Source organism: Roseovarius sp. S88 (genome assembly GCF_037023735.1).
Lineage (GTDB): Bacteria > Pseudomonadota > Alphaproteobacteria > Rhodobacterales > Rhodobacteraceae > Roseovarius > Roseovarius phycicola.
Genome location: NZ_CP146069.1, coordinates 708,378 through 731,514, shown reverse-complemented (window position 1 = coordinate 731,514; position 23,137 = coordinate 708,378). Strand labels below are relative to the sequence as shown.

General features: G+C 57.5%; 24 protein-coding genes and 1 pseudogene. 8 read left to right on the top strand and 17 right to left on the bottom strand.

Annotated features, from left to right (window positions below; genetic code table 11):
* Positions 1-21: 21 nt before the first annotated feature.
* Positions 22-675 (bottom strand): peroxiredoxin, encoded by a 654-nt coding sequence (locus RZ517_RS03675; RefSeq protein ID WP_338550123.1) that lies wholly within the window; start codon positions 673-675, stop codon positions 22-24.
* A gap of 161 nt (positions 676-836) precedes the next feature.
* Here RZ517_RS03675 and RZ517_RS03670 point away from each other — a divergent pair, with 161 nt between their 5' ends.
* From RZ517_RS03670 to RZ517_RS03650, 5 genes are read left to right on the top strand one after another with little or no spacing between them, the layout of a single operon-like run.
* The gene (locus tag RZ517_RS03670; RefSeq protein ID WP_338550122.1) at positions 837-2,279 is read left to right on the top strand and encodes an aldehyde dehydrogenase family protein; all 1,443 of its coding nucleotides are present in this window, start codon (positions 837-839) and stop codon (positions 2,277-2,279) included.
* 4 nt (positions 2,280-2,283) lie between these two features.
* Positions 2,284-3,051 (top strand): glycosyltransferase family 25 protein, encoded by a 768-nt coding sequence (locus RZ517_RS03665; RefSeq protein ID WP_338550121.1) that lies wholly within the window; start codon positions 2,284-2,286, stop codon positions 3,049-3,051.
* Entirely contained in the window at positions 3,048-3,923 is an 876-nt protein-coding gene (locus RZ517_RS03660; RefSeq protein WP_338550120.1) for a glycosyltransferase family 2 protein, read from the top strand. Before RZ517_RS03665 ends, RZ517_RS03660 begins: the two co-directional genes overlap by 4 nt.
* On the top strand, positions 3,916-4,773 hold the full coding sequence (locus tag RZ517_RS03655) for an alpha-1,2-fucosyltransferase (RefSeq protein ID WP_338550119.1): 858 nt from the start codon (positions 3,916-3,918) through the stop codon (positions 4,771-4,773). The genes RZ517_RS03660 and RZ517_RS03655 overlap by 8 nt, the downstream gene beginning before the upstream one ends.
* Before the next feature lie 54 nt (positions 4,774-4,827).
* The gene (locus RZ517_RS03650; protein ID WP_338550118.1) at positions 4,828-5,877 is read left to right on the top strand and encodes a phosphotransferase; all 1,050 of its coding nucleotides are present in this window, start codon (positions 4,828-4,830) and stop codon (positions 5,875-5,877) included.
* Here RZ517_RS03650 and RZ517_RS03645 read toward each other — a convergent pair.
* The 15 genes from RZ517_RS03645 to RZ517_RS03575 form a co-directional block, all read right to left on the bottom strand.
* Positions 5,874-6,518, bottom strand: a complete 645-nt coding sequence (locus tag RZ517_RS03645) for an RluA family pseudouridine synthase (RefSeq protein ID WP_338550117.1) — start codon at positions 6,516-6,518, stop codon at positions 5,874-5,876. The genes RZ517_RS03650 and RZ517_RS03645 overlap by 4 nt on opposite strands.
* Before the next feature lie 75 nt (positions 6,519-6,593).
* A complete protein-coding gene (locus RZ517_RS03640; protein WP_338550116.1) occupies positions 6,594-9,044 on the bottom strand; it encodes a GcvT family protein in 2,451 nt (816 codons plus the stop codon).
* Positions 9,045-9,138: 94 nt separating this feature from the next.
* On the bottom strand, positions 9,139-10,149 hold the full coding sequence (locus RZ517_RS03635) for a GlxA family transcriptional regulator (RefSeq protein WP_338550115.1): 1,011 nt from the start codon (positions 10,147-10,149) through the stop codon (positions 9,139-9,141).
* 2 nt (positions 10,150-10,151) lie between these two features.
* Positions 10,152-11,051 carry a homocysteine S-methyltransferase family protein gene (locus tag RZ517_RS03630; RefSeq protein WP_338550114.1) on the bottom strand — a complete coding sequence of 300 codons (900 nt, stop codon included), beginning with the start codon at positions 11,049-11,051 and terminating at the stop codon, positions 10,152-10,154.
* Positions 11,052-11,066: 15 nt separating this feature from the next.
* Positions 11,067-12,143, bottom strand: a complete 1,077-nt coding sequence (locus RZ517_RS03625; protein ID WP_338550113.1) for an alcohol dehydrogenase family protein — start codon at positions 12,141-12,143, stop codon at positions 11,067-11,069.
* Positions 12,140-12,766: a LysE family translocator gene (locus tag RZ517_RS03620; protein WP_338550112.1), complete on the bottom strand. Its 627-nt coding sequence runs from the start codon at positions 12,764-12,766 to the stop codon at positions 12,140-12,142. Before RZ517_RS03620 ends, RZ517_RS03625 begins: the two co-directional genes overlap by 4 nt.
* Positions 12,763-15,207 (bottom strand): GcvT family protein, encoded by a 2,445-nt coding sequence (locus RZ517_RS03615; RefSeq protein ID WP_338550111.1) that lies wholly within the window; start codon positions 15,205-15,207, stop codon positions 12,763-12,765. Before RZ517_RS03615 ends, RZ517_RS03620 begins: the two co-directional genes overlap by 4 nt.
* Positions 15,208-15,263: 56 nt before the next feature.
* Positions 15,264-15,887, bottom strand: coding sequence for a LysE family translocator (locus tag RZ517_RS03610; RefSeq protein ID WP_338551104.1), 624 nt, complete (start codon positions 15,885-15,887; stop codon positions 15,264-15,266).
* Positions 15,887-16,267 carry a GFA family protein gene (locus RZ517_RS03605; RefSeq protein ID WP_338550109.1) on the bottom strand — a complete coding sequence of 127 codons (381 nt, stop codon included), beginning with the start codon at positions 16,265-16,267 and terminating at the stop codon, positions 15,887-15,889. Before RZ517_RS03605 ends, RZ517_RS03610 begins: the two co-directional genes overlap by 1 nt.
* Positions 16,264-16,632: a GFA family protein gene (locus RZ517_RS03600; RefSeq protein ID WP_338550108.1), complete on the bottom strand. Its 369-nt coding sequence runs from the start codon at positions 16,630-16,632 to the stop codon at positions 16,264-16,266. Before RZ517_RS03600 ends, RZ517_RS03605 begins: the two co-directional genes overlap by 4 nt.
* Positions 16,625-17,029: a GFA family protein gene (locus RZ517_RS03595; protein ID WP_338550107.1), complete on the bottom strand. Its 405-nt coding sequence runs from the start codon at positions 17,027-17,029 to the stop codon at positions 16,625-16,627. The genes RZ517_RS03600 and RZ517_RS03595 overlap by 8 nt, the downstream gene beginning before the upstream one ends.
* A 1-nt stretch (position 17,030) precedes the next feature.
* Positions 17,031-17,651 (bottom strand): LysE family translocator, encoded by a 621-nt coding sequence (locus RZ517_RS03590; protein WP_338550106.1) that lies wholly within the window; start codon positions 17,649-17,651, stop codon positions 17,031-17,033.
* A gap of 10 nt (positions 17,652-17,661) precedes the next feature.
* Positions 17,662-18,234, bottom strand: a complete 573-nt coding sequence (locus tag RZ517_RS03585) for a helix-turn-helix domain-containing protein (RefSeq protein ID WP_338550105.1) — start codon at positions 18,232-18,234, stop codon at positions 17,662-17,664.
* 99 nt (positions 18,235-18,333) lie between these two features.
* Positions 18,334-18,792 carry a GAF domain-containing protein gene (locus RZ517_RS03580; RefSeq protein ID WP_338550104.1) on the bottom strand — a complete coding sequence of 153 codons (459 nt, stop codon included), beginning with the start codon at positions 18,790-18,792 and terminating at the stop codon, positions 18,334-18,336.
* A gap of 66 nt (positions 18,793-18,858) precedes the next feature.
* The gene (locus RZ517_RS03575) at positions 18,859-20,031 is read right to left on the bottom strand and encodes an acetyl-CoA C-acyltransferase (RefSeq protein ID WP_338550103.1); all 1,173 of its coding nucleotides are present in this window, start codon (positions 20,029-20,031) and stop codon (positions 18,859-18,861) included.
* A gap of 92 nt (positions 20,032-20,123) precedes the next feature.
* Here RZ517_RS03575 and RZ517_RS03570 point away from each other — a divergent pair, with 92 nt between their 5' ends.
* From RZ517_RS03570 to RZ517_RS03560, 3 genes and pseudogenes are all read left to right on the top strand, one after another.
* A complete protein-coding gene (locus RZ517_RS03570) occupies positions 20,124-20,462 on the top strand; it encodes an STAS domain-containing protein (protein WP_317055971.1) in 339 nt (112 codons plus the stop codon).
* 45 nt (positions 20,463-20,507) lie between these two features.
* The gene (locus RZ517_RS03565) at positions 20,508-20,969 is read left to right on the top strand and encodes an ATP-binding protein (protein WP_338550102.1); all 462 of its coding nucleotides are present in this window, start codon (positions 20,508-20,510) and stop codon (positions 20,967-20,969) included.
* Between the two features lie 224 nt (positions 20,970-21,193).
* Positions 21,194-22,770: pseudogene (locus RZ517_RS03560) on the top strand (gamma-glutamyltransferase family protein).
* Between the two features lie 6 nt (positions 22,771-22,776).
* Here the strand turns inward: RZ517_RS03560 and hspQ are convergent.
* Positions 22,777-23,103, bottom strand: coding sequence for a heat shock protein HspQ (gene hspQ, locus RZ517_RS03555; protein WP_317055973.1), 327 nt, complete (start codon positions 23,101-23,103; stop codon positions 22,777-22,779).
* Positions 23,104-23,137 lie beyond the last annotated feature (34 nt).

Genomic DNA, 23,137 nt, shown 5'->3' with positions numbered 1-23,137 from the left:
CCTCGCCCTGACCCGTTTTGATCAGCTGGGGAGTTTGGTCATACGCAGATACGGCAGAACCGCGTCATACTCTCCAAACTTCGCTGCCGCGTCTTCATTGCTCACGGTGGGGGGGATCACCACGTCCTGCCCCACGGTCCAGTCAGCGGGGGTTGCGACGCCGTGGTTTACCGTTGTCTGCAAGGCGTCAAGCGCGCGCATGACTTCGCCAAAATTACGTCCCACGGTCATGGGGTAAGTCATGGTCAGCTTGAGCTGTTTGTCGGGTCCGATGATAAAGACCGAGCGCACCGTAGCGCTGTCGGCCGGGGTGCGACCATCGGGCAGATAAGCCTCGGCAGGCAGCATGTCGAAGGCTTTGGAAATCTCCAACCCGTCATCGGCAATGATCGGGAAGCCGGGATGTGCTCCACCGGCTTTTTCGATGTCGCCTTTCCATTTCTTGTGGTCTTCGACGCCATCGACGCTCACGCCAATAACCTTGGTGCCACGTTTCTCCCATTCGTCGGTCAACCGGGCCACGGCACCGAATTCGGTGGTGCATACGGGTGTGAAATCCTTGGGGTGAGAAAACAGGATGGCCCAGCTGTCGCCGATCCAGTCATGCAGGTCAAAACTGCCCTGATCGGTAGTGACGTTGAGGTTGGGGATGGTGTCATTGATGCGCAGAGCCATGGCTTTACTCTCCTTTGGCAGTCGGGGATTCGGTCGCGCCAGCATACGCCTTGAATATCAATTTGACACCCGCGCACTTGCAGAGCTTTGCCACCAGTGGTTAGGTGCGCAAAAATGGTCCAGCCTTCGGCGCGACGTCCCCCGGACAACAGGAGTGTGAGATGATCGAGAAAAGACAATTCTACATTGATGGCGCGTGGGTGGATCCGGTCTCGGGCACGGATCATCAGGTGATCAACCCAACGAATGAAGAACCCTGTGCGGTCATTTCCATGGCCGGTCAGACCGACACGGATGCCGCTGTAGCAGCGGCAAAGACAGCCTTTGCGTCCTGGATGCAAACCCCGGTGACAGAGCGTGTGGGCTACGTCGAAAAGCTTCGCGATATTTACGAGGCACGTGGCGAGGAGATGGCTCAGGCGATCAGTCTGGAGATGGGCGCGCCCATCGACATGGCGCGCAGTCAACAGGTCGGTGCGGGCACGTGGCATATGAGTGCATTGATCAAGGCGGCAGGCGAGTTCGACTGGATCGAGCCTTTGGGAGACCACGCGCCAAACGACCGGATCATTCACGAGGCTGTGGGGGTCGTTTCAATGATCACACCCTGGAATTGGCCGATGAACCAGATTTCTCTGAAGGTGATTGCAGGTCTTATCGCGGGCTGCACCATGGTGCTAAAACCGTCAGAAGAATCTCCGCTCTCAGCTATGCTTTTTGCCGAGATGGTGGATGAGGCCGGTCTGCCGCCCGGTGTGTTCAACCTCATCAATGGCGACGGAGCAGGCGCGGGCACGGCGCTGACCGGGCATCCGGATGTGGACATGGTCTCTTTCACCGGATCCAGCCGTGCGGGCAAGTTGATTTCCAAAAACGCCGCTGACACGCTTAAGAGGGTCAGCCTTGAATTGGGCGGCAAAGGAGCAAACTTGATCTTCGCAGATGCGGACGAAAAGGCCGTCAAACGCGGTGTTCTGCATTGCATGAACAACACAGGTCAGTCGTGCAACGCTCCCACACGCATGCTGGTGCAGCGCGATGTTTATGACGAAGCTGTCGAAACTGCAGCCGACTTGGCGGCTAAGGTCACTGTTGGTCCGGCCTCTGAAGAAGGTCGCCATATCGGACCGGTGGTCAATGAGGTGCAGTTCAACAAGATTCAGGACCTCATACAGAAAGGCATCGACGAAGGCGCGCGTCTGGTTGCCGGGGGCACTGGCCGGCCTGATGGGCTAAACCGTGGATTCTTTGTCAAACCCACCGTGTTTGCGGATGTGACCAACGACATGACCATCGCGCGCGAAGAGATCTTTGGACCTGTCCTGTCGATCATTCCCTTTGAGACCGAAGAAGAAGGCTTGCAGCTTGCCAATGACACGCCCTATGGGCTGACCAACTACGTGCAGACCACGGATCCGGCTCGTGCCAATCGAGCTGCGCGTGCATTGCGCTCTGGCATGGTTGAGATGAACGGTCAGGGCCGTGGTCTTGGTTCGCCCTTTGGCGGCATGAAGCAATCGGGTAATGGGCGCGAAGGCGGCAAATGGGGGCTGGAAGATTTTCTAGAGGTCAAGGCTGTCTCCGGCTGGACCGAGGGCGCGTGATCTCATGACCACCCACGCCTTTGTGCTGCATCTTGTCCGTGCCACGGCGCGGCGGGAGAATGCGCAGCGGCTGCTGCAGGATGCGAAGGACACCTGCGGGATTGAAGGAGAAATCTGGCCCGCTGTGGATGGCAGCGCGTTGTCACATGCGGATGTGGACGACGCGCTCGAGGCAGACATCTTTGAGCCACCCTATCCTTTCGCTCTAAAAACCGGGGAGATTGGTTGTTTCCTGTCACACAGGCAAATCTGGGCTGAGATTGTGCGCCGTGATCTGGCTGCGGGGCTTGTTTTGGAAGATGACGTGTCTGTCGAGGTCGATATCTTTGCCCATGCCCAAAAGCTTGCGCAGCTACATGTATCCCGTCTGGGATATGTTCAGCTTCAGAACCGTCCTGCAAAGGGCTCGTCACAGCTGATCGACCAGATCGGCAGCTGTTCACTCACACTGCCCAATGTGACGCCCGTTCGCGCGTCGGCACAATTGATCAGTCGCGCCGCGGCAGAGCGTCTTCTTGGTGCATCCAGAACCTTTGACAGACCGGTCGATACATTCGTGCAAAGCCATTGGTATACTGGATTCCGGCCCGGGGTCATATATCCATCGGGCATCCGCACAATTTCAGAACAGCTTGATGGCTCAACCATCCAAAACAGCCGCAAGTCATTGGGGGAGAGACTGCACCGGGAAATCGCGCGTTTTTCGTATCGTCGTGCAGTTGCAAAATTTTCGCAAAGCAGCTCTGCGCCAAGCGGTGTCGACACGCCATGACCCATGACCGGATCAGCATCGTCACCGTCAGCTTCAACAGCTCTGACGTTTTGGAAAACATGCTGGCGTCGTGCCCGGAGAAAGTTCCGGTGATCGTGGTTGACAATGGCTCTTCAGATATTGCCGCAACCCGCCTTGTGGCTAGAAATCATGGCGCGCAGTTGATTGAAAACGCGGAAAACCTCGGTTTTGGGCGCGCCTGCAATCGTGGTGCGGAAGAAGTTCAAACACCCTTTGTCTTGTTCCTCAACCCGGATGCTGCTTTGGAAGAGGGCACGATGGATGCTCTGATAGAAACGGCTGAGACACATCCGGACGCCGTGGCGATCAATCCGGTTCTGATTGGGCGTGATGGGCAACCGGCGATCAAGCGCAAGAGTGACCTGATCCCCAAATCCGAATACATTTCCGGTGACATCCCCGACCAGGATAAGGACATTTACACACTAAATGGCGCTGCTGTGATGATACGGATCGATGCGTTTCGCGAGGTCAAAGGATTTGACCCCAACATTTTTCTGTTTTTCGAAGACGATGATCTGGGCGCGCGATTGCGTCTTGCAGGCGGTCGGCTCATGGTCTCGCACGCAGCACGGGTCAACCATGTCGGAGGCGCGGCGTCGTCTGGCCCGCGTCTTGCAGGCGAGGCGTTCAAAGCCTGGCATACCGGGTATTCGCGGCTTTATACCATGCGCAAACACAAGCTGCCTTTCGCGGTACTGCGTGCACTGGCGCGCGCGATCATGCGAGCGGCCTCACCGACCGTGGTGTTTTCGCCGCTGCACAGGGCGCGACGGTTTGCCTATCTGCGTGGAACCTGGGCCGCATTGATAGATGAACTGAGCAATATCGCAAGAGGCCCAAATGGCTGATCGTATCGTTTCGAGGCTTTTTGGTGGCGCTGGCAATCGGTTGTTCCAATATGCGGCGGGACGCGCCCTGGCGGACAAATTGGGATGTGCCCTGGAACTGGATATGCGCTACAGCGAAGGAAACGTGGATCGCGGCGACTGTTTTGCGCATTTTAGGAACACGCGGTTTGAAATTGCAACGGATCTTCCACCCGCCAAGTCCGATGGCCTGCTGCGTTACAATCTTTGGCGTGCCTTTGGTCAAAATCCTCGGTTCGTGCGCGAACGCGGTTTGGGTTTCAACTCAGGATTCTTCTCACAGAGGCCAAACATTTACCTTCACGGTTATTGGCAATCGCAAAACTATTTTGGGTCGGATATTGCGCAATTGCGCAGGGATTTGGTTTTCACCACCGAGCTTGACCAATCGAATGCGGATATGGCCGCGAGGATTTCTGATGCAAACGTGTCTGTGGCCGTCCATGTGCGGCGGGGTGACTATCTTGCCTCGGGCAGCTTTGCGTCCTGCACACCGGAGTATTATCGCACGGCTGTGTCAACACTGCACAGCAGGTTGGATGCAGACCTTACCTGTTTCGTGTTTTCCAATGATCCCGGCTGGGCGCGCGACAATCTGGACCTGGGGCAAGAGACCGTGGTGGTGGACATCAACGATGAAAAAACCGGTCACTTTGACATGCATCTGCAATCGCTTTGCGCGCATAATGTCATCGCCAACTCGACCTTTTCATGGTGGGGCGCGTGGTTGAACCCGAACCCTGACAAGATCGTCGTCGCGCCAAAAAACTGGTTTAACGATCCCAAACTATCCAACCCGGATCTCATCCCGGATGGGTGGACACGGCTCTGATGCGTGCGGCGCACCACCTTTCGCAATCGCCTCAATACCTCTAAACAGCGTTTTATGAAGATCACCCCGGATATGACCAAAGCCCGGTTCCTTCCTGAGACGGTGCACAAGCGCGATGTCTTTTCCGAAACCATTTCGGGCAAGCTGGAAGGATATCCTGAGTTTCCCGTGGTGCTGCGCAAACTGGACGGTGTTCCGATCTACGCGCGGCCCTTGGCGTGGTGGCTGGCGCGCAAGGAAATCCGTGGCTTGAAGGCCGTTCAGAGCATTGAAGGATGTCCTGTTCTGGTGCGCGCCGACAAGGTTGGTCTTTTGCGAAGCTGGACGCAAGGCACGCCTTTGCAATTGGCCAAACCAAGTGACCCGGCGTGGTATCGCGACGCCAGGCGGCTGTTGCGGGAGATGCGCCGCGCCGGAGTGACGCATAACGACATTGCCAAGCCGCAGAATTGGCTGATGACACCCGATGGGCGCGCGGCAGTGATTGACTTTCAACTGGCCTCAGTTCACGCCCATCGCGGCAAGCTTTTTCGGATCAAGGCGCGCGAAGATTTGCGGCACTTGCTCAAACAGAAACTCGCCTATGCGCCCAACCTGCTGACACCGTCTGAGCGTCGGATGCTGGCGCAGAAATCTCTGCCTTCAAGGATTTGGATGGCGACGGGCAAGCGGCTGTATAATTTCATCACCCGGAGCGTGATGAACTGGTCGGATGGCGAAGGCACAGAGGATCGGGCTGAGCGGGATGGCCCTGCCTTGCGTCAAGCGCTTCTGGCCCAGCCCGAGATCAGCGATGTGGCGCTCTGCACCTTTGCGTTACCCGCGAAAGGTGTTGGCCTTTATGCCTTTGTCGAGACCACACAAACGCCTGAGGCCATTGCAAAACACGCGCCTGCGCCCAAACCTGAGCTGATCCAGACGGTTGCATCGCTGCCGCGCCACGCGGATGGATCGCCACGTCTTGATATGTTGCAGTTGATCGCCACCAATCGGCTGGATGAGCTTGAGATCATTTTGAATTCAGAGCCTGAGCTTTGCGCGACCCTCACACCCATCATCGCTGAGCGGCTCAATCTCACGGACCGGGTTCTGCGCAGCTCTTAGAACGGTGCAGGCGCGCGAAACCGCATGCCCAAGCCGCCCTCGGGATGACGCAAACGCAGTTCCTCTGAATGCAGCATCATGCGCTCAAACGTTTGTGCAGAACCTTCGGCATAGAGTGGATCCCCCAGGATCGGATGCCCAAGCGACAGCATATGCACCCGAAGCTGATGGCTGCGTCCGGTTTGGGGCATGAGCCTGACCCGCGTCTCATCCTGCCCATAGCGTTGCACGCGCCAATCAGTTATCGCGGGTTTGCCTGTCTTGTGACACACCATCTGCTTTGGCCGGTTCGGCCAATCCACAATGAGCGGCAAGTCCACGGTTCCGGTCTTGGGCTCCAAACGGCCCCAAACGCGGGCCACATATGTCTTTTTCACCTGCCTTTTCTCAAACTGCAGACCAAGGTGACGCTGGGCATGCGGGGTTTGGCCGAACACCATCACGCCGGATGTATCGCGATCCAGCCGATGCACCAAAAGCGCCATTGGAAAGGCCTCCTGAACGCGGGCCAGCAGACAATCAGACAGCTCGGGCCCCTTGCCCGGTACCGACAACAAACCCGCAGGTTTGTTGACCACAAGAAGCTCGTGATCCTCGTGCAGTACATCAAGCGGTGTGTCCGGCGGCGCATAGTCTGTCATGACGCCGGGCTACACGATCAGAGTGCAAAACGCACCCCGGCTTCTTTCTTGTTTCAAATACCTATGCTCAACGGCTCAGGTCTTCACGCGCTCGGATTTTGGGTCATACATCGGACGCAAGGACGCTTCGGCTTTGACCCGTGTGCCTGCCACGTCGATTTCATACGACGACCCCAGCACCTGATCCGCCGTTTCGCCTTTGCACGGGACATAGCCCAGGCCCATGGCCCCACCGAGGTGGTGGCCGTAATTGCCGGAGCTGAGATATCCCACAATCTCGCCATCGCGTACAATTGGTTCGTTGTGATAGAGGAGCGGTCCCGGATCGGTGAGTTTGAACTGAACAAGGCGGTTTTCCAGGCCGGTTTCCTTCTTCTTCAGAACCGCGTCGCGCCCAATGAAATCCAGTTTCGCAGTTTTCACCGCAAAGCCAAGCCCGGCCTCGAGTACGTGATCCTCACACGTGATATCGTGACCAAAATGCCGGAAGCCTTTCTCGATGCGGCAGCTGTCCATCATATGCATGCCACACAAGCGCATGCCGAAATCATGTCCGGCTTCGGCAATCGTTTCAAAGACATGTCCGCACATATCGGCGGAAACATAGATTTCCCAGCCAAGCTCACCCACATAGGTGACTCGGTGCACACGGGCGAGGCCCATGCCAATCTCGACCTCTTGAGCCGTCCCAAATGGATTAACCTCGTTTGAGAAATCACCCGAAGACACAGATTTGAGCAAGTCACGCGAGCGCGGCCCCATGACAGCCAGCACGCCTTCGCCAGCTGTCACATCTGTGATCACCACGTTGAAGTCACCCTTGTGGCGCATCATCCAGGTTTGATCAGCCAGACGGGTCGCGGCCGGTGTAACAACCAGATAGGCGGTTTCGCTCAGGCGTGTGACCGTGACATCCGCTTCGATCCCGCCGGTGTTGTTGAGGAATTGGGTGTAGACGATTTTACCATTCGCTACCGAATAGTCACCGCCGCCGACATAGTTCATGAACGCCTCGGCATCGGGGCCTTCGACGCGAATTTTGCCGAAAGAGGACATGTCATAGAGGCCCACATTCTGGCGCACGGCCATGTGTTCCTCGCGCACATTGTCGAAGAAGTTTTGGCGGCTCCAGCTGTATTGGTATTCCGCGTCCTGATTTTCCCGCGCAAACCAGTTGGCACGCTCCCACCCTGCCAACTCGCCCATGACAGCACCACGTTCGAGCAGGTGATGATGAAACGGTGTGCGCCGCACACCACGCGCGGTGGCTTTCTGGCGGTAGGGGAAGTGGTCGGCATAGAGCAGGCCCAAGGTCTCTTTTGAGCGCTCAAAAAGGTAGTGTTTGTTGCCCTGGAAGGGCTGCATGCGGCTGATGTCGACATCGCCCAGATCAAAGGGCTTTTCACCTGCATCCATCCATTGCGACAGCGCCATGCCAGCGCCGCCCGCAGATTGAATGCCAATCGAGTTGAACCCGGCAGCCACCCAGACATTGTCCATCTCAGGCGCGAGGCCCAGGTGATAGGCGTCATCTGGCGTGAAGCTTTCCGGGCCGTTGAAAAAGGTGTGAATACCCGCCTCGGCCAGCATCGGCATACGTTCAACTGCGGCCTCCAGGATCGGCTCGAAATGGTCAAAATCTTCGGGCAGCTGGTCAAATTCAAAGCTCTTGGGAATGCCCTCCATGCCCCAGGGTTTGGCGTTTGGCTCAAACGCGCCCAAAAGCATTTTGCCCGCGTCTTCCTTGTAATAGGCGCATTCATCCGGCACGCGCAGGACGGGGAGTTGCGTTAAGCCCGGAATGGCTTCGGTCACGATGTAGAAATGCTCGCAGGCCTGAAGCGGCACGTTCACACCGGCCATGCGGCCCACTTCGTGACCCCACATGCCGGCGCAGTTCACGATCATGTCGGCCTTGATGTGGCCTTGCTCTTTGCCATCGTCGCTGGCCCAATCAACCCCCGTGACCCGACGGCCTTCCTTGGAAAGGCCTGTGACGCAGATGCGTTCCTTGACCAACGCGCCACCTTGGCGCGCGCCCTTGGCGAGGGCGAGCGCGATATTGGCCGGATCGCCCTGACCGTCCTTGTCGAGATAGACGGCCCCGGCAACGTCATCAACATTGAGGTGCTCGTACTTGGCCTTGACCTCGGCCGCGCTGATCTCTTCGACATCCACACCAAAGGCACGGGCCATTCCGGCCTGGCGGTAGATCTCTTCGCGGCGTTCCTCTGTGAGAGCCACGGTGATCGACCCACAGCGCTTGAACCCGGTGGCGACGCCGGTTTCGGCTTCGAGATTTCCGTAAAGCTCCTGGCTGTACTTGGCGAGCTTGGTCATATTGGCCGTTGCGCGCAGTTGCGCAATCAGGCCAGCCGCGTGCCATGTGGTGCCGCAGGTGAGCTGCTTGCGCTCTAGCAAGACCACGTCTTTCCATCCCAGTTTTGTCAGGTGATAGGCGACCGAACACCCGATCACACCGCCGCCGATGATCACGACACGGGCTTGTTGTGGAACTGCGCTCATTCTCATTGTCTCCGGGTTGGGATTCGCACCGTCGCAGACGATGCCACGGGTGTGTTTTCAAGCATAGCTGAAATCCGTCACTGACTGACGTAAATCACTCTTTTTCTCGCGATTGCAGGGGCTGCCTTGTGCGCCGCATCTGAAGCGGCGTCACACCAAAAAAGCTTTTGTAAAGCACGGAAAAGCCGCCAGAAAACCCACAGGCCAGACCGATCTCACGGACTGACATCGCGGTGTTCAAGAGAAGGTTATTGGCTCGCGCAAGCCGCATCTCACGGTAATAGGTGTTAGGTGTCGTCCCAAGACGTGATTGAAACCGCCTTTCGAGCGACCTGCTGGACAGACCCAAGCGCTTGGTGATCTCGGCAACGGAAAGCGGTTCTTCGATATTGTCCTGCATGATCTCAATTGCCCGGTCGAGCACCTTGTCTCCCGTAGCGGTGCCAGCCGTGCCACCAAAAGGCTGCCGTGTGCCGAAATCGCGGATGCGCTCGTGCAGGAACACATTAGCCACGGTCATCAACACTGCCGATGAGACATGACGCCCGATGACGGATAAAACCACATCCAGGGTCGCGCCCATACCTGCGCATGTCACCACCTGACCATCTTCGCTGGCCAGCGCGTTGTCGGCATCAAAAAGCCCGGTGCGTTCTTTCAAGACCGCTGAGTTTTCCCAATGCGTGGTCAGGTGCGCAGATTTGGGGCCGCGCTCTTTGATGTACCGGCTGGCCGCTTCTGAGAGCAGAAACACCTGAATGTTGCGGTTGGTGTAACGGTCGATCACATGACCAAGCGACAGGCTTGGGCTGTCCTGATCACTGTTGCCCAGCACAAAAAGATAGTCGGCATCCGACTTCTGCGCAAAAGGTTGTGTCTCAACGCTTGCGCCACTCAGGCTTGTCACTGTCCCTCCCTTGGCGGATCGGCAGGTCCAGGAAAACTGCGCTTGAGCACTGACACGATTGGCGATGCGCAAAGCATCTGTGAGCGCGGCATATTCCGTCAGGACAAATCCGTCAGACAACACAATGTCGAATTGCCGTGCGGTTTGATCTGCTTCGTGCCCTTGGCGACCGTGTCGGGATTGCGCGCGTGCGTTCATGTCTAGACGATCCTGTGACCTGCGGACGATAGTTGCCGCGCCAGTTCCGCGATATGAGCAGGCCCGACTTCGCAACATCCGCCGACTATGCTGGCTCCTTGTGCGACCCAGCTCATGGCAAATTCTGCGTATACCTCGGGCCCAAGATCGGCGCGCTGCTCCAAAGCATCCACAGTGGGAAACTCCTCCAAAAACCCGCTGCTGATCATTGTGAAGCCATTGGCATAGGCCCCAAACGGGACACCAAACGCTTTGATGAGATCCAAGGCCGGTCCAATCGCCTCTGGTCTTGAGCAGTTCACCAAAACAGCGTCAGGCGCGTATTGAGCGATGACGTCTGCCAATTCCGAGACGTGTTCACCAGACCTTAAGCGCGTGCCGTCAAAATCATCGACTGACACGCCAAGCCAGACCGGCACACCATGCCCTGATGCAGCCGCCAGAGACGCCTTGGCATGGTCCACGGAAGATGCTGTCTCAATCAAAAAGAGGTCCACGTGGTCTTTCATATGAGCAACAGGTTCAGAATACGCCGCGACCGCGTCTTCGAAAGGCGGAAAAATGTCCGGGCGGTAGGATGCGATCAGAGGTCCGAGAGACCCCGCTACACGGCCCTTGCCGCCAGAGGCGGCCCGCGCTTTGCGGGCGGCACGCACCGCTGTGTCTGTTAGGAGCTCTGTTTTGTCCTCAAGGTTCACACGTTTCAGCCGGTCGCGAAGCACGGCATAGGTGTTTGTCGTGGCAACCGTCGCCCCAGCCTCAAAATAGTCGAGATGCACTTCGCCGACCAATTTGGGATGATCAATCATCACCTGTGTAGACCAGAGCGGTGTCGCCCGATCGCCAGAACGCTTGACCAATTCCTGACCAATGGATCCGTCGAGTAATGTGATATCAGCCATGCGTGTCCCTCCCTTTCATGCTCCATCGCCAGTTTTGCCCGGTATGAGTACCAGCTTGCCGGGATAGCGTTTTGACATGAAATCTTCTTGTGCTTTTCGAATATCTTTAAGTGGGTAAATTTTTGAAATCAGTGGCTTGACCTGACCATCCTGTAGCTTTTCCACCAGTGCCGCAAAAACTTCCTGTGATTGATATGTGCAGCCATGAATGGTGATGTCGCGCAGGTAAATGCGCCGCAAATCCGCTTCGACAATCGGTCCGGCTATGGCGCCTGCTACGGCGTAGTGGCCACCCGGCTTCAGAGCATCTATGAGCGTGGCCCAGGCTGGCCCTGCGACCAAGTCAACAACGGCATCAAACGTCTCAACAGGAGGCACGTCATCGCGATTCAGCACCGCTTTGGCGCCTGCCTCAAGCACCACATCGGCTTTTGCTGGTGATGAGATACCCGTTACATGGGCGTCCATAGCGGTTGCCAATTGCACTGCGGCCAACCCCACTCCGCCTGACGCGCCGGTGATCAGAACCTTATGGCCACCCTTTACGCCAGCCCGATCCAGCAATCCAGCAGCTGTGCCAAAGGCACACGGGATTGCAGCCAGTTCGATGTCACTAAGCGGCGCATCCGTGACGTCATAGAGGTCCGCTTCGGGAACCGCGCAATACTCCGCAAACGCGCCGTTGTATTCAGATCCAATGGCCACAAAACCCACAGGATTCTCCGCGGTGGGGCGCGGCTGGTTGATAGGGCAAATGACGCGCTGGCCCAGACTGAGGCGTGATACGCCCTCGCCCAAGGCAACCACCTCGCCACAAAGATCACCCCCCTGGATCAGCGGAAAGTTCAAAGCGCCGGACCAGCCACCCGCCTCGACATTGCCCTGCAGGTCACCTGTGGCTCCGGTCACGTCCGCTGAGTACCATCCTTCGCGCGTATTGATGTCCGTGTTGTTCACCCCTGCGGCCAGAACCCGGACCAGAACCTCTCCGGGCCCGGGCTGCGGCACCGAGATGTCCTCGCGCCATTCCAGAGCCTCTGGCCCGCCGTGACGGGTAAGAAACACACCAGACATGACGCTGGGCAAAGTCATTTTTGATCCGCCCTTTCAATGTCTTTCAGACCCAGGAGCAATGCGGCCCCGATCATAAGACCGCCTGAGATGCGGTTGATCCACACACCCGTCAGCGCCTTAAGCCGACCCAAAGTGCGTTGCGCGGCCCAACCCCACAACAGCAGCACCGCCCCATCGACCACCAAATAGGTGACCCCAAGGATCAAGAGCTGAGGAAGGATCGGCAGGCTAGGGTCAATGAATTGCGGGAAGAGCGCACCAAAAAACACCACCGCATAGGGGTTGGCCGATGAGGTGACAAACCCCTGCCGGAAGAGCCGCCCCGGTGCAGCAGCCTGCGGTGTGTCAGCGGCACCCTTGGACAGCATGAGACGCAGGCCGATCCATAAAAGATAGGCGACACCAGCCCATTTGATCACCCAAAGCGCGTTGGCGTTTGCCGCGACAATTGCCGTGAGGCCAAACGCGGCCAGCGTCATTTGTATGCTGTTGGCGGTCAGATCACCGGCCACCGTTGCTAAAGACTTACGCATCCCGTGGCGCAAGCTGTTGGAGATGATCAACAGCTGGCTTGTGTCTGGCGGCGTCGCAAAAAACGCCGCCAGGACACCTAAGTAAAGGAGATAGACCTCCAGGCTCATGCACGGATCCGTTCGTTTTCAGGGTCCCACAAAGGCTGATCCGGTTGGACAACCGCCTTGCGGCGCTCTCCAAAGATCTCGACCTCAAGCTCGGTTCCGGCATCGGCCAGATCGGCACGGATCGTGGCCAGTGCGACGCTGGCATTCACCCGGTAACCCCAGGCGCCAGAGGTGGTCTCACCAACAACGTCACCGTTGAGCCAGACCGTCGACATGTATGGCGCATCGGCAAAACCGGCATCCACGATGAGCGGCACAAAGGCTTTCTTCCGCCCGCGCTGTTTTTCGGCCAGAAGCGCCGCTTTGCCGGTGAAATCCTGTGGCTTGTCGAATTTGACGAACCGCTCCAGACCGCCTTCGAGCATGGAGTAGTCGGTGCTGAGATCACCTTTCCAGGCGCGATAGCCTTTTTCGATGCGCAAGGAGTTCAGCGCGTACATGCCAAAGGGTTTGGCACCCGCTTCAAGGATGGCCTCGAAGATCGCTGGCATATCCTCGTTGGCGGCGTGCACTTCCCAGCCAAGTTCTCCAGTAAAACTTACCCGGATGAGGAAGGCAGGTTTGCCCGCGACTGTGGCGTGCTGATGTGTGAGCCACCCGGTCGAGAGATCGGCATCGGTCAGAGGGGCGAGCATGTCGCGGCTTTTTGGACCTGCGACCAGCAGCGCAGAACGCTCGGTCGTCGTCTCTGTCACGGTGATACCATCCGGCACGTTCTGACGGATGAGGTCCCCATCATGCCACTGTGCCGGGGCGGCTGTGATCAGGACAAAGTCATCCTCTTCCAAACGGATACAGGAAAACTCGGTCAGGATCCGGCCGCGACTGTCGGCGCGGTAGACAAGGTTGATGCGTCCGATCTTGGGCAAACCTCCAGTGACAAAGCCACGCAGCCATTCATCGGCCCGGGCACCCTGAACGCGGAACCGCGAGAAACCCGGCAGATCCAGGACACCGCACGCATCGCGCACTGCTTCGCACTCTTCGCGAACGCGCGGCTCCCATGGGCCTTTGCGGCCCCAGGTCTGCGTGCTTTCCTCGGATGTGTCATCACCGGGTTTGGCGTACCAGTTGGCCCGCTCCCAGCCATTATAAGCCCCCATGACACCACCCAGCTCACGGATTTTGGCGTCATTCGGCCCCAACTTCTTGTCACGCCCCGCAGGCCATTCGTGCCAGGGGAAATGCATCGCGTATTCATGGCCGTAGGTTTCCAGCGCTTTTTGCAGACAATAGTCGTGGTCGCAGTAATCGGTGTAGCGACGCGGATCGACCGCCCACATGTCATCCTCGGTCTCGCCATGCATGATCCATTCGCTAAGGACCTTGCCTGCACCGCCGCCTTGCGCGATGCCAAAGGTGAAAGAATGCCCCTCAAAGGCATTTTTGACACCCGGCATAGGGCCAATCATCGGCAGGCCATCTGGCGCATATGGAATAGGTCCGTTGATATTCCGGCCCACACCTGCTTCGGCCAAAAGCGGCATCCGGCCCATGGCGTCTTCAATATACCACTCCAAACGATCCAGATCGTCAGGGTAGAGTTGGAATGAGAAATCTTCCGGCATCGGATCGTCGGGTGTGACCCAATGCGCCTTACAATTCCGCTCATAAGGCCCAAGGTTCAGACCGGTCTTTTCCTGCCGCAGGTAGTAGGACGTGTCCACATCGCGGATCATCGCAACCTTTTTGCCATGTTCCTTGGTCCAGGCTTCCAGCTCAGCAATCGGCTCGGTCAGGAAATACTGGTGCGACATGACCACCATCGGCACGGTGCGGCCACCGAAGGGCTTGAACATCTCGCCCACGCGCTGTGCGTAATACCCTGCGCAGTTGGCCACATATTCACAGCGAATCTCACCCTTTTCGGTCTTCACGATCCACTCGTCGCCGTCTTTGTCGATGCCAACAACCGGGCAGAAGCGTTCAATCCGACCACCGGCATCGCGCGCGCCCTTGGCCAGCGCCTGAGTCAACTGAGCGGGGTCAATGTCACCGTCCAGCGGGTCCCAAAGGCCGCCCTCAAGGTCATGGGTTTCCATGAACGGGTTATATTGCTGAAGCTCCTGTGGCGTGCAGATATCCATCTGCAAACCCTGATACCGGCCCATGCCCGCCACACGTTCAAATTCCTGCATCCGCTCTTTGGTATGCGCCAGCCGGATTGCCCCGGTGACGTGGTAGTTCATCGGGTAATCCACGTCCTCACCCAGCGTCCGGTACATAGCCGCACCGTAGCGCTGCATGTTCATCACCGCCCAGGATCCGGCAAAGTTCGGCACGTTGCCTGCGGCATGCCATGTGGACCCTGCGGTCAGTTCGTTCTTTTCGAGCAGGATGCAGTCTTTCCATCCCGCCTTCGCCAGATGGTAGAGCGTTGACGTGCCCACCACGCCTCCGCCAATGATCACAACCCGTGCGGTTGTTGGTAAGTCAGCCATATTGTCGTCTCCTTAATCTCGCGACCCGCCTCAGGCGCCCGCAAAGTTCATACATTTCAGTCCCATACCAACCGGGCCGCCAGTCCGCCAAACATGGCGGCAGAGACCCGGTTGAGAATTCTTGTTTTCGCCTTGAGGGCATGCGCGAACATCCCAGCTGCCGCCCCGAGGCAGAGCGAGAAGGCAGCGCCAAACACCATGAAAATCACACCCAATATCAGGATCTGCATCCAGATCGGGCCAATTGCCGGATCAGTGAATTGTGGAATGAAGGCAAAGATAAAGAGCGCTGTTTTGGGATTCAGGACGTTGGTCACGAACCCCCGGCGCACCGCGCGCCATACGCTGCGCGCCGCGCGTCCTTCATCCAGCTCTCCACTAGCGCGCCAGGCTTGCACGGCCAGCCACAAAAGATAGGCCGCGCCTACATAGCGGATCGCGTCGTAGGCCCACGGAAAGGCCAGGAGCAAAGCCGACACCCCTGCTGCGGCCAAAATGATGTGCACGGCCACTCCAAGGTTTACGCCCATCGCCGCGGCCATGCCAATTTTTGGCCCGCCAGAAATGCCACTGGCCGATATGAACACGAAGTCCGCCCCCGGCGTGATGTTGAGCAGCAGACCCGCAGCGATGAATGCCACGAGGACGCTTGGCTCAAATCCGGTTAGAACCTCCCACATCACAACTGCGCCTCCTGTGGCAATCCGTCCAAAATCGTGTAGTAGTCGCCCTTATCGGCAGCAAAGATATGCCCCGCCATCTGTCCGCCGGTTGGTGCATCTAGCAGCCCGGCTTCAAGGCTGTGCCACCCGTCTGCGCCTTCGAACCAAAGCTTCGTGCCACAGCATCCGCAGAACACACGGCGCGCGCCGCTGGGGTGTTGAAACTCTTTGATATGCCCCTGTTTCACCCAGCGCACCGCGTCACGATCCACGTCCAGGCTGGCCGCATAGTACCCGGAGTACTTTCTGCATTGTGTGCAATGGCAGGCCGTCACCGGACCTGCAGGCGGATCAAGCTCCAGAACATTCGCACCACAAAGACACGAGCCTCGGGTCATGACTGCGGCACCTCGTCATCGATCTCGTAGTAGTCGCCCTTGTCCGCCGTGAAGATGTGTTTTTCCAGCTTGAGGCCAGTTTCTCCATCGAGTGCACCGAGGGCAAAACTCATAGTGTCTTCGTCATGCGCCTTCCAGAACAAGAAGGATCCGCAACGGGCGCAGAAGCCGCGTTTTGCAGCCGGGCTTGCTTCGAACCAGTGCACGGGGCCTGCAATGTGAATCGCCGTTTCGGCAGCGTGAGCTGAAGACCAAACATGACCCGATTGCTTTCGGCATTGCCCGCAGTGGCACACAGACGCGCCGTCTGCCGGGGCATTCACCTCAAACGTCACTTCGCCGCAAAGACAGCTTCCTTTAAGCACTTTCTTCTCCACTCAAGGCGTCAAATTGGGGCAACCCGTCGGGCAGGTCGTAGTAATCGCCCTTGTCTGCTACATGCACATGTTTTGTCAGCTCCAGGCCCGACCCAAGGTCCAGAGCACCTGCGGAAACTGCGGTCCTGTCCTCGCCCGTTGGCTTCCAGAAAAGCGTTGAGCCGCACAGTTTGCAAAAGCCGCGGCGCGCCGTTGGGCTGGCATCGAACCAGGTGAGGCCTTCATCCTTGATCATCCGCAGGCCAGTATCCGCTGCCGATGTGGCAGCCCAGTAGTGCCCCGACTGTTTGCGGCATTGACCGCAGTGACAAGCTGTAACGGATCGAAGCTTTCCGCTCAGTTCGAAGCTGACTGCACCACATAAACAAGAGCCACGTTGTGTCATATCACGCCCTCCCTGGTGTCGCCGCACTTCCCAGAAGTACGCCATATATAATGAAGCAGCTTGCCAGTACGCGCCGCAGCCAGACATTGAAAACCGCACCAAGGGCTGCACGGCCCAAACCGGCGCCCAGGGCGGTATAGCTCATGTAGCTCAATGCCGTGAGGGCCAGCGCCGTGGGAAAGATCACCCACATTTGCCCCCAGACCGGGACGTCGGGTTGAACGAACTGACTGAACGCAGCCAGGTAGCCTGCAACACTCTTCGGATTGATCGTAGCAATGGCAAAGGCGCGCCAGTAGATGCTGCGCCCATCAGGTTCAGCTGCTACAATCGGGCGTCGTGCCATGATCCACCCACGGACTCCCAAGTAGATTAGAAAGCCAGCGCCAACAAACTTTGCCACCTGAAACGCATCTGGTGACGCCGCAATGAGCGCGGTGACGCCCGCGGCAGACAAGATCAGGAACAGGCTGGCTTGCGTCAGAATGGCCGCAACGGCCCAAAGGCTGCGCCGAAAGCCCAGCGTCATGCCATTGGTGATACAGTTGACTGCATTCGGCCCCGGCGTCGTGACGAAAACAATCCAGAAGAGGGCGAAAATGGTCCAGGCTTCAAAACTCATCCGAACCCCCTCAATAGACCGGCGGCGCGATCACCCAGATCGCAACGCAAGGGTCATCATAGGGGTTGGACCAATGGTACAGTTCCTGTCGCACGCGGAAACTGTCACCGGGTCCAACGGTGAATTCCCGTCCTGAGATCGTCAGGTCCAGATGTCCTGACACGATATATCCGACCTCTTGGGTCGGCCTGTTGGCCGGGGTCTGCATGCGTGAGTGCGGCTGGAAGGTGGAGTGGATCATCTCGAACTCGTCCGTCAGATCGGGCGACAGAAGTTCCTCGATCAAACCCTCTTCGCCTGAGCCCATCGGTCTGCGTGTTCCGGCGCGAACAATCGTTCCCTGTTCCTCGACCGGGGCACTGGAATGCGCAAAGAGAAACGACATCGGAACATCTAGCCGCTCGGCCATGCCGCGCAGATCGGAAATGGATGGTTCAGAGAGATCGCGTTCCACCTGGCTCAGCCAGCCCACAGACCGACCCAGCCCCTCGGCCAACTCGGTTAGCGTCAGACCCCGTGCCTTGCGCAAAGCGCGCAAATCGGCCCCAAGGCTGCGCATCGCGGCAATCTGGCTTTGCTCCATGTTTTCGCCTTACGGTGAAAATTCTCCCTATTTTTTCACGGTGCGTGATTCTCGTGAAAAAATCAAACGAAATTTCATCGCCGCGCGTACTGAGCAACTTTAAGGCAGTCGTCCGAATACCGATTGCAGTATGGACGCCAACCTACTGGCATCTTCTGAGGTGAACGCCTCTGGCTGATCGCTGTCGATGTCCAAAACACCCAGCAACTTTCCCTGGCCCGTTGTGACAGGCAGAACAATCTCAGAGCGCGTAGAACTGGCGCAGGCGATGTGCCCTGGGAACGCATCGACGTCATCCACGATTTGCACCTTACCTGTCCGCGCCGCTGCGCCGCAGACACCACGGTCAAATGGAATGACAAGACAACCATGGCCACCCTGGTAAGGCCCGATCTTCAACAGTTCCGGCGCGACCACGCGGTAGAACCCTGTCCAGTCAAAGCGGTCATCGGAGTGATGCAATTCGCAAACGACCGTGGCCATGAGAGCCACTTCGTCCATCTCACCCTCGGTCAAGGCAGCAATGATTTTGCAAACTTCTTCATAGTCTATACGCATTGTTATCCCCCAAGCCCAAAAGCTTTCAGAAAGCTTTTGGCAAGTCTTCTCAAAAAAGACTTGCCTTTAAATCCGTTCAATCGCAATCGCCGTACCTTCACCGCCGCCGATGCAAATAGCAGCAACACCACGCTTGAGATCATAGGTTTCCAAAGTGTTGAGCAATGTCACCATAATCCGCGCGCCAGAGGCGCCAATGGGATGGCCCAGCGCACAGGCCCCGCCATGCACATTCACCTTCTCGCGCGGCAGGCCCATTTCATGCATGAACGCCATGGGCACAACCGCAAAGGCCTCGTTGACCTCCCAAAGGTCCACGTCGTCCTTGTCCCATCCGATTGCCGCCAAAAGCTTTTGCGCTGCGGGAACCGGGGCCGTTGTGAACCACCCCGGTGCTTGGGCATGGCTGGCATGGCCCACGATGCGCGCACGTATGTTCAAACCTTGGGCTTTGGCTGCATTCTCTGACGCCAGGACAAGAGCGGCAGCGCCATCGCTGATTGAGCTGGAATTGGCCGGAGTCACTGTGCCCTCTTTGCGAAAGGCCGGTTTGAGATGAGGTATTTTCTCGGGTCGGGCCTTGCCGGGTTGTTCGTCCTGATCGACGGTGACGTCGCCCTTGCGCGTGCTCAGCGTCACCGGAGCGATCTCGCGCGCAAATGCACCAGATTTCTGTGCAGCGAGCGCGCCCTCCAAGGATCCTATTGCAAAGGCATCCTGAGCCTCTCGCGTGAATTGGAACGTCTCGGCACAATCCTCGGCAAACGTGCCCATCAACCGGCCCTTATCATAGGCATCTTCCAGGCCATCAAGGAACATGTGATCGATGACCTGCCCATGCCCGATGCGCGCACCTCCTCGCATTTTTGGCAACAAATACGGGGCATTAGACATGCTCTCCATGCCGCCTGCGATCATTGCGTCAGTGTGGCCAAGTTTGATCTGATCATAGGCGATCATAGCCGCCTTCATGCCTGAACCACACATCTTGTTGAGCGTCGTGGCGGGCACCTCTTCCCCAAGCCCGCCATGAAACGCAGCCTGCCTAGCGGGGGCCTGTCCTTGACCGGCTGGGAGCACACACCCCATCAGAACTTCGTCAACACTTTGTGTGCCAGCATCGGAGAGTGCCGCCTCTATCGCCGCACCACCAAGAACCGAGGCGTCCACACCGTCAAAATCACCCTGAAACCCGCCCATTGGCGTTCTGGCTGCTCCGGCAATCACCACGTCCGTCATTTTGCGATCTCCCACAAATTTACCCCTGCATACCGAATGGTAACGATTGAGGTCTAGCCTTCGCGATGAATCATTTCGACCGGAGACGCCATATGGAGCTCAACACTGTTTTTGAAAACGGGACACAGATTGTCAGTGTCGCCGCCTCTCGTATTGATGCTGCATCGGCAATACAGTTCAAAGATGCTATGCGCGCCGCGACAGCCACAGATGCGACCCGAATTGTTTTGGACCTGTCGCGCGTAAAGTTTGTCGATTCAAGTGGTCTTGGTGCCATAGTGGCGTCCATGAAACAAATGGGGGACGGACGGCAGCTTGATTTGGCCAGCTTGAGCCCGGATGTCGCGAAAGTGTTTCGTCTCACCAGGATGGACTCGATTTTTTCTATTTACATGACCGTTCATCAGGCTGTGCTTGGCAAAGCCGGTTAATCGTCTTCCATACTCAACATACCCTGCTCATTCTCGGAGTGTTTTATGCCACCCAGACGTGTCGTGCGGCCCCGCGAAAAACCAGTTCGGATCATTACCCTCACAGTCAAGGCACAGAAAAGCGCCGTTTCAAAGAGTTTGCAAACCCTGCGGACGGGCCTAGCTAATGGCGGAATCGAAGAGGAAACCCTTGGGCGGGTGGAAATTGCACTGGCTGAGGTATTGAACAACATCACCGAACATGGCCATGCGGAAGCCGGTATCGACACCGTGAGCCTGTCCGCACGCATTTCCGATCAAGACATACGTGTTGATATTCGCGACAGCGGCGCAGTCGTGCCAGAGGCCTGTCTGAACTCCGCTCATCTGCCGGATAGCTCCGGACCACTTCACAGCTTACCGGAAGGGGGATTCGGTTGGTTTTTGATCCACAGCATGGTGGATGACCTGCGTTACTCCGAGAAAGACGGCGAAAACCAACTAGAATTGGTGTTTCATCGGCCGTGAGACACCAGACCATGGAAATGGCCACAAATTCGCCTCACTCGCAGCGAAAAACCGCCGAAATGAGTCGCGAAAACTGCTCCTGTAGCTGCATATAGCTTCCCTCGGCGCCGCGTTTTTACAGCCCCCACCCAGTGCGCGGCGTCGAGGACTTACCTCCCCAATGAATTGGCATTTCCGCACAACGGCTCTACTGTCCTTTCGACATTGAAATGACAGGGCTTCTGATGCGCGACTTCCACCTTCCCGGCCGTTCGGCCACCTATGCCACCAATGGTATGTGCGCCACCTCACACCCTTTGGCGGCGCGGACAGCTATCGACATTTTGTCGCGTGGCGGCAATGCCATGGACGCGGCCATCGCCGGTGCTGTGCTGCTTGGCATTTGCGAGCCGCAGATGACCGGCATCGGCGGGGATTGTTTTGTACTCTACACGCGCCCCGGCAGTAACGATATAAATGCGCTCAACGGATCCGGACGCGCACCAGCCGCCGCAAACGCGGATGCTCTTCGTGCAGCGGGCCACAATGACGTGCCGCTTTACAGCGCGCAGGCCGTCACGATCCCGGGGGCGGTGGACGCGTTTTGCCATCTGTCCGAAACCGAAGGCAAACTGGGCCTCGATGCGCTATTGGCACCCAGCATTCACTATGCCGAAACCGGCATACCCATTGCGCCACGCGTTGCCGATGATCTGCCTGAGGCCACCACATGCCTTCAGGGCCACGGCATCACGCATTTTTCAAAAAACGGAAATCCCTTTGGCGTTGGCGACATGTTCCATGCACCCGGGCAAGCCGAGGTTCTGCGCCGCATCGCAAAGGACGGGCGTGATGCATTCTACACCGGTGAGATCGCTGATGACATGTTGCGCACATTGACCGAAATGGGCGGTGCGCACAGCGCCGAGGATTTTGCCGCAACCGCCTGCTTGCCCAGCGACCCGATCAGCGGCCGCTACAAAGGTGTTGACCTCTACGAGCACCCCCCAACGGTCAGGGGGCAACTGCGATCTTGCTTCTCAATATCCTGTCACATTTCGATATTGCCGGAATGGACCCTCAGGGCGCGGAACGCGTGCATATCGAAGCAGAGGCAACAAAGCTGGCCTACGATGCGCGCAACCGCTTTATGGCAGACCCGGATCACACCGCGCGTCTGGCACATATGGTCTCTCCTGAAACAGCGGCCAAATTGGCCGCGTTGATCAATCCCAAGCGCGCCATGCAGAGCGCGACGCAGATCTCCGAGGCCGTGCACAAAGACACGATTTACATCACTGTGGTGGACAAAGATCGCATGGCAGTCTCGCTCATCTATTCAATCTTCCATGGCTTTGGATCCGGCATTGCCTCGGAAAAGTTTGGAATTCTATTTCAGAACCGCGGCGCGGGCTTCAATCTCGAAAAAGGCCACCCCAACGAATTTGGCGGCGGCAAGCGCCCGATGCATACGATCATCCCTGGCATGCTGGCCGAAAATGGTCGCGTGACCCTGCCGTTCGGCGTGATGGGAGGGGCGTATCAGTCCACCGGCCATGCACGGTTTGTCTCAAACCTGCGCGACTTTGACATGGACCTGCAAACCGCCCTAGATGCACCCCGCACCTTTGCGGATGCGGATGAGTTGAAAGTCGAACGCGGCTATGCGCCTGAGGTACACCAAGCTTTGGCGGATATGGGCCACAACGTGATCATTCCTGATACGGCTATCGGCGGCGCTCAAGCGATACGAATCCGCGATGACGGCGTGCTTGAAGGCGCGTCTGATCCGAGAAAAGACGGCTGCGCGCTTGGTTACTAAAGCGTCTTAGTTCAATTGGAAGTGCAGAGGATAGTGACCGTCCTCGAACGGACCAAACATATCCGGAATGTCAGGATGATCGACCGGTTCGCCTGAATAGTCAGCGATCAGGTTCTGCTCGCTGACATAGGCCACGTAATAGGTCTGATCATTTTCGGCCAACAAATGGTAAAACGGCTGATCCTTGACCGGGCGGCTTTCCTCCGGAATTGAGTCATACCATTCTTCTGTGTTGGAAAACTCTGGATCCACGTCAAAGACCACGCCACGGAAAGGATGCTTTCTGTGGCGGACAACTTGACCAAGGTAATATTTTGCACGTGTCTTTAACATTTCTACTAGCCCCTACGCCGCTACACTACTTCGT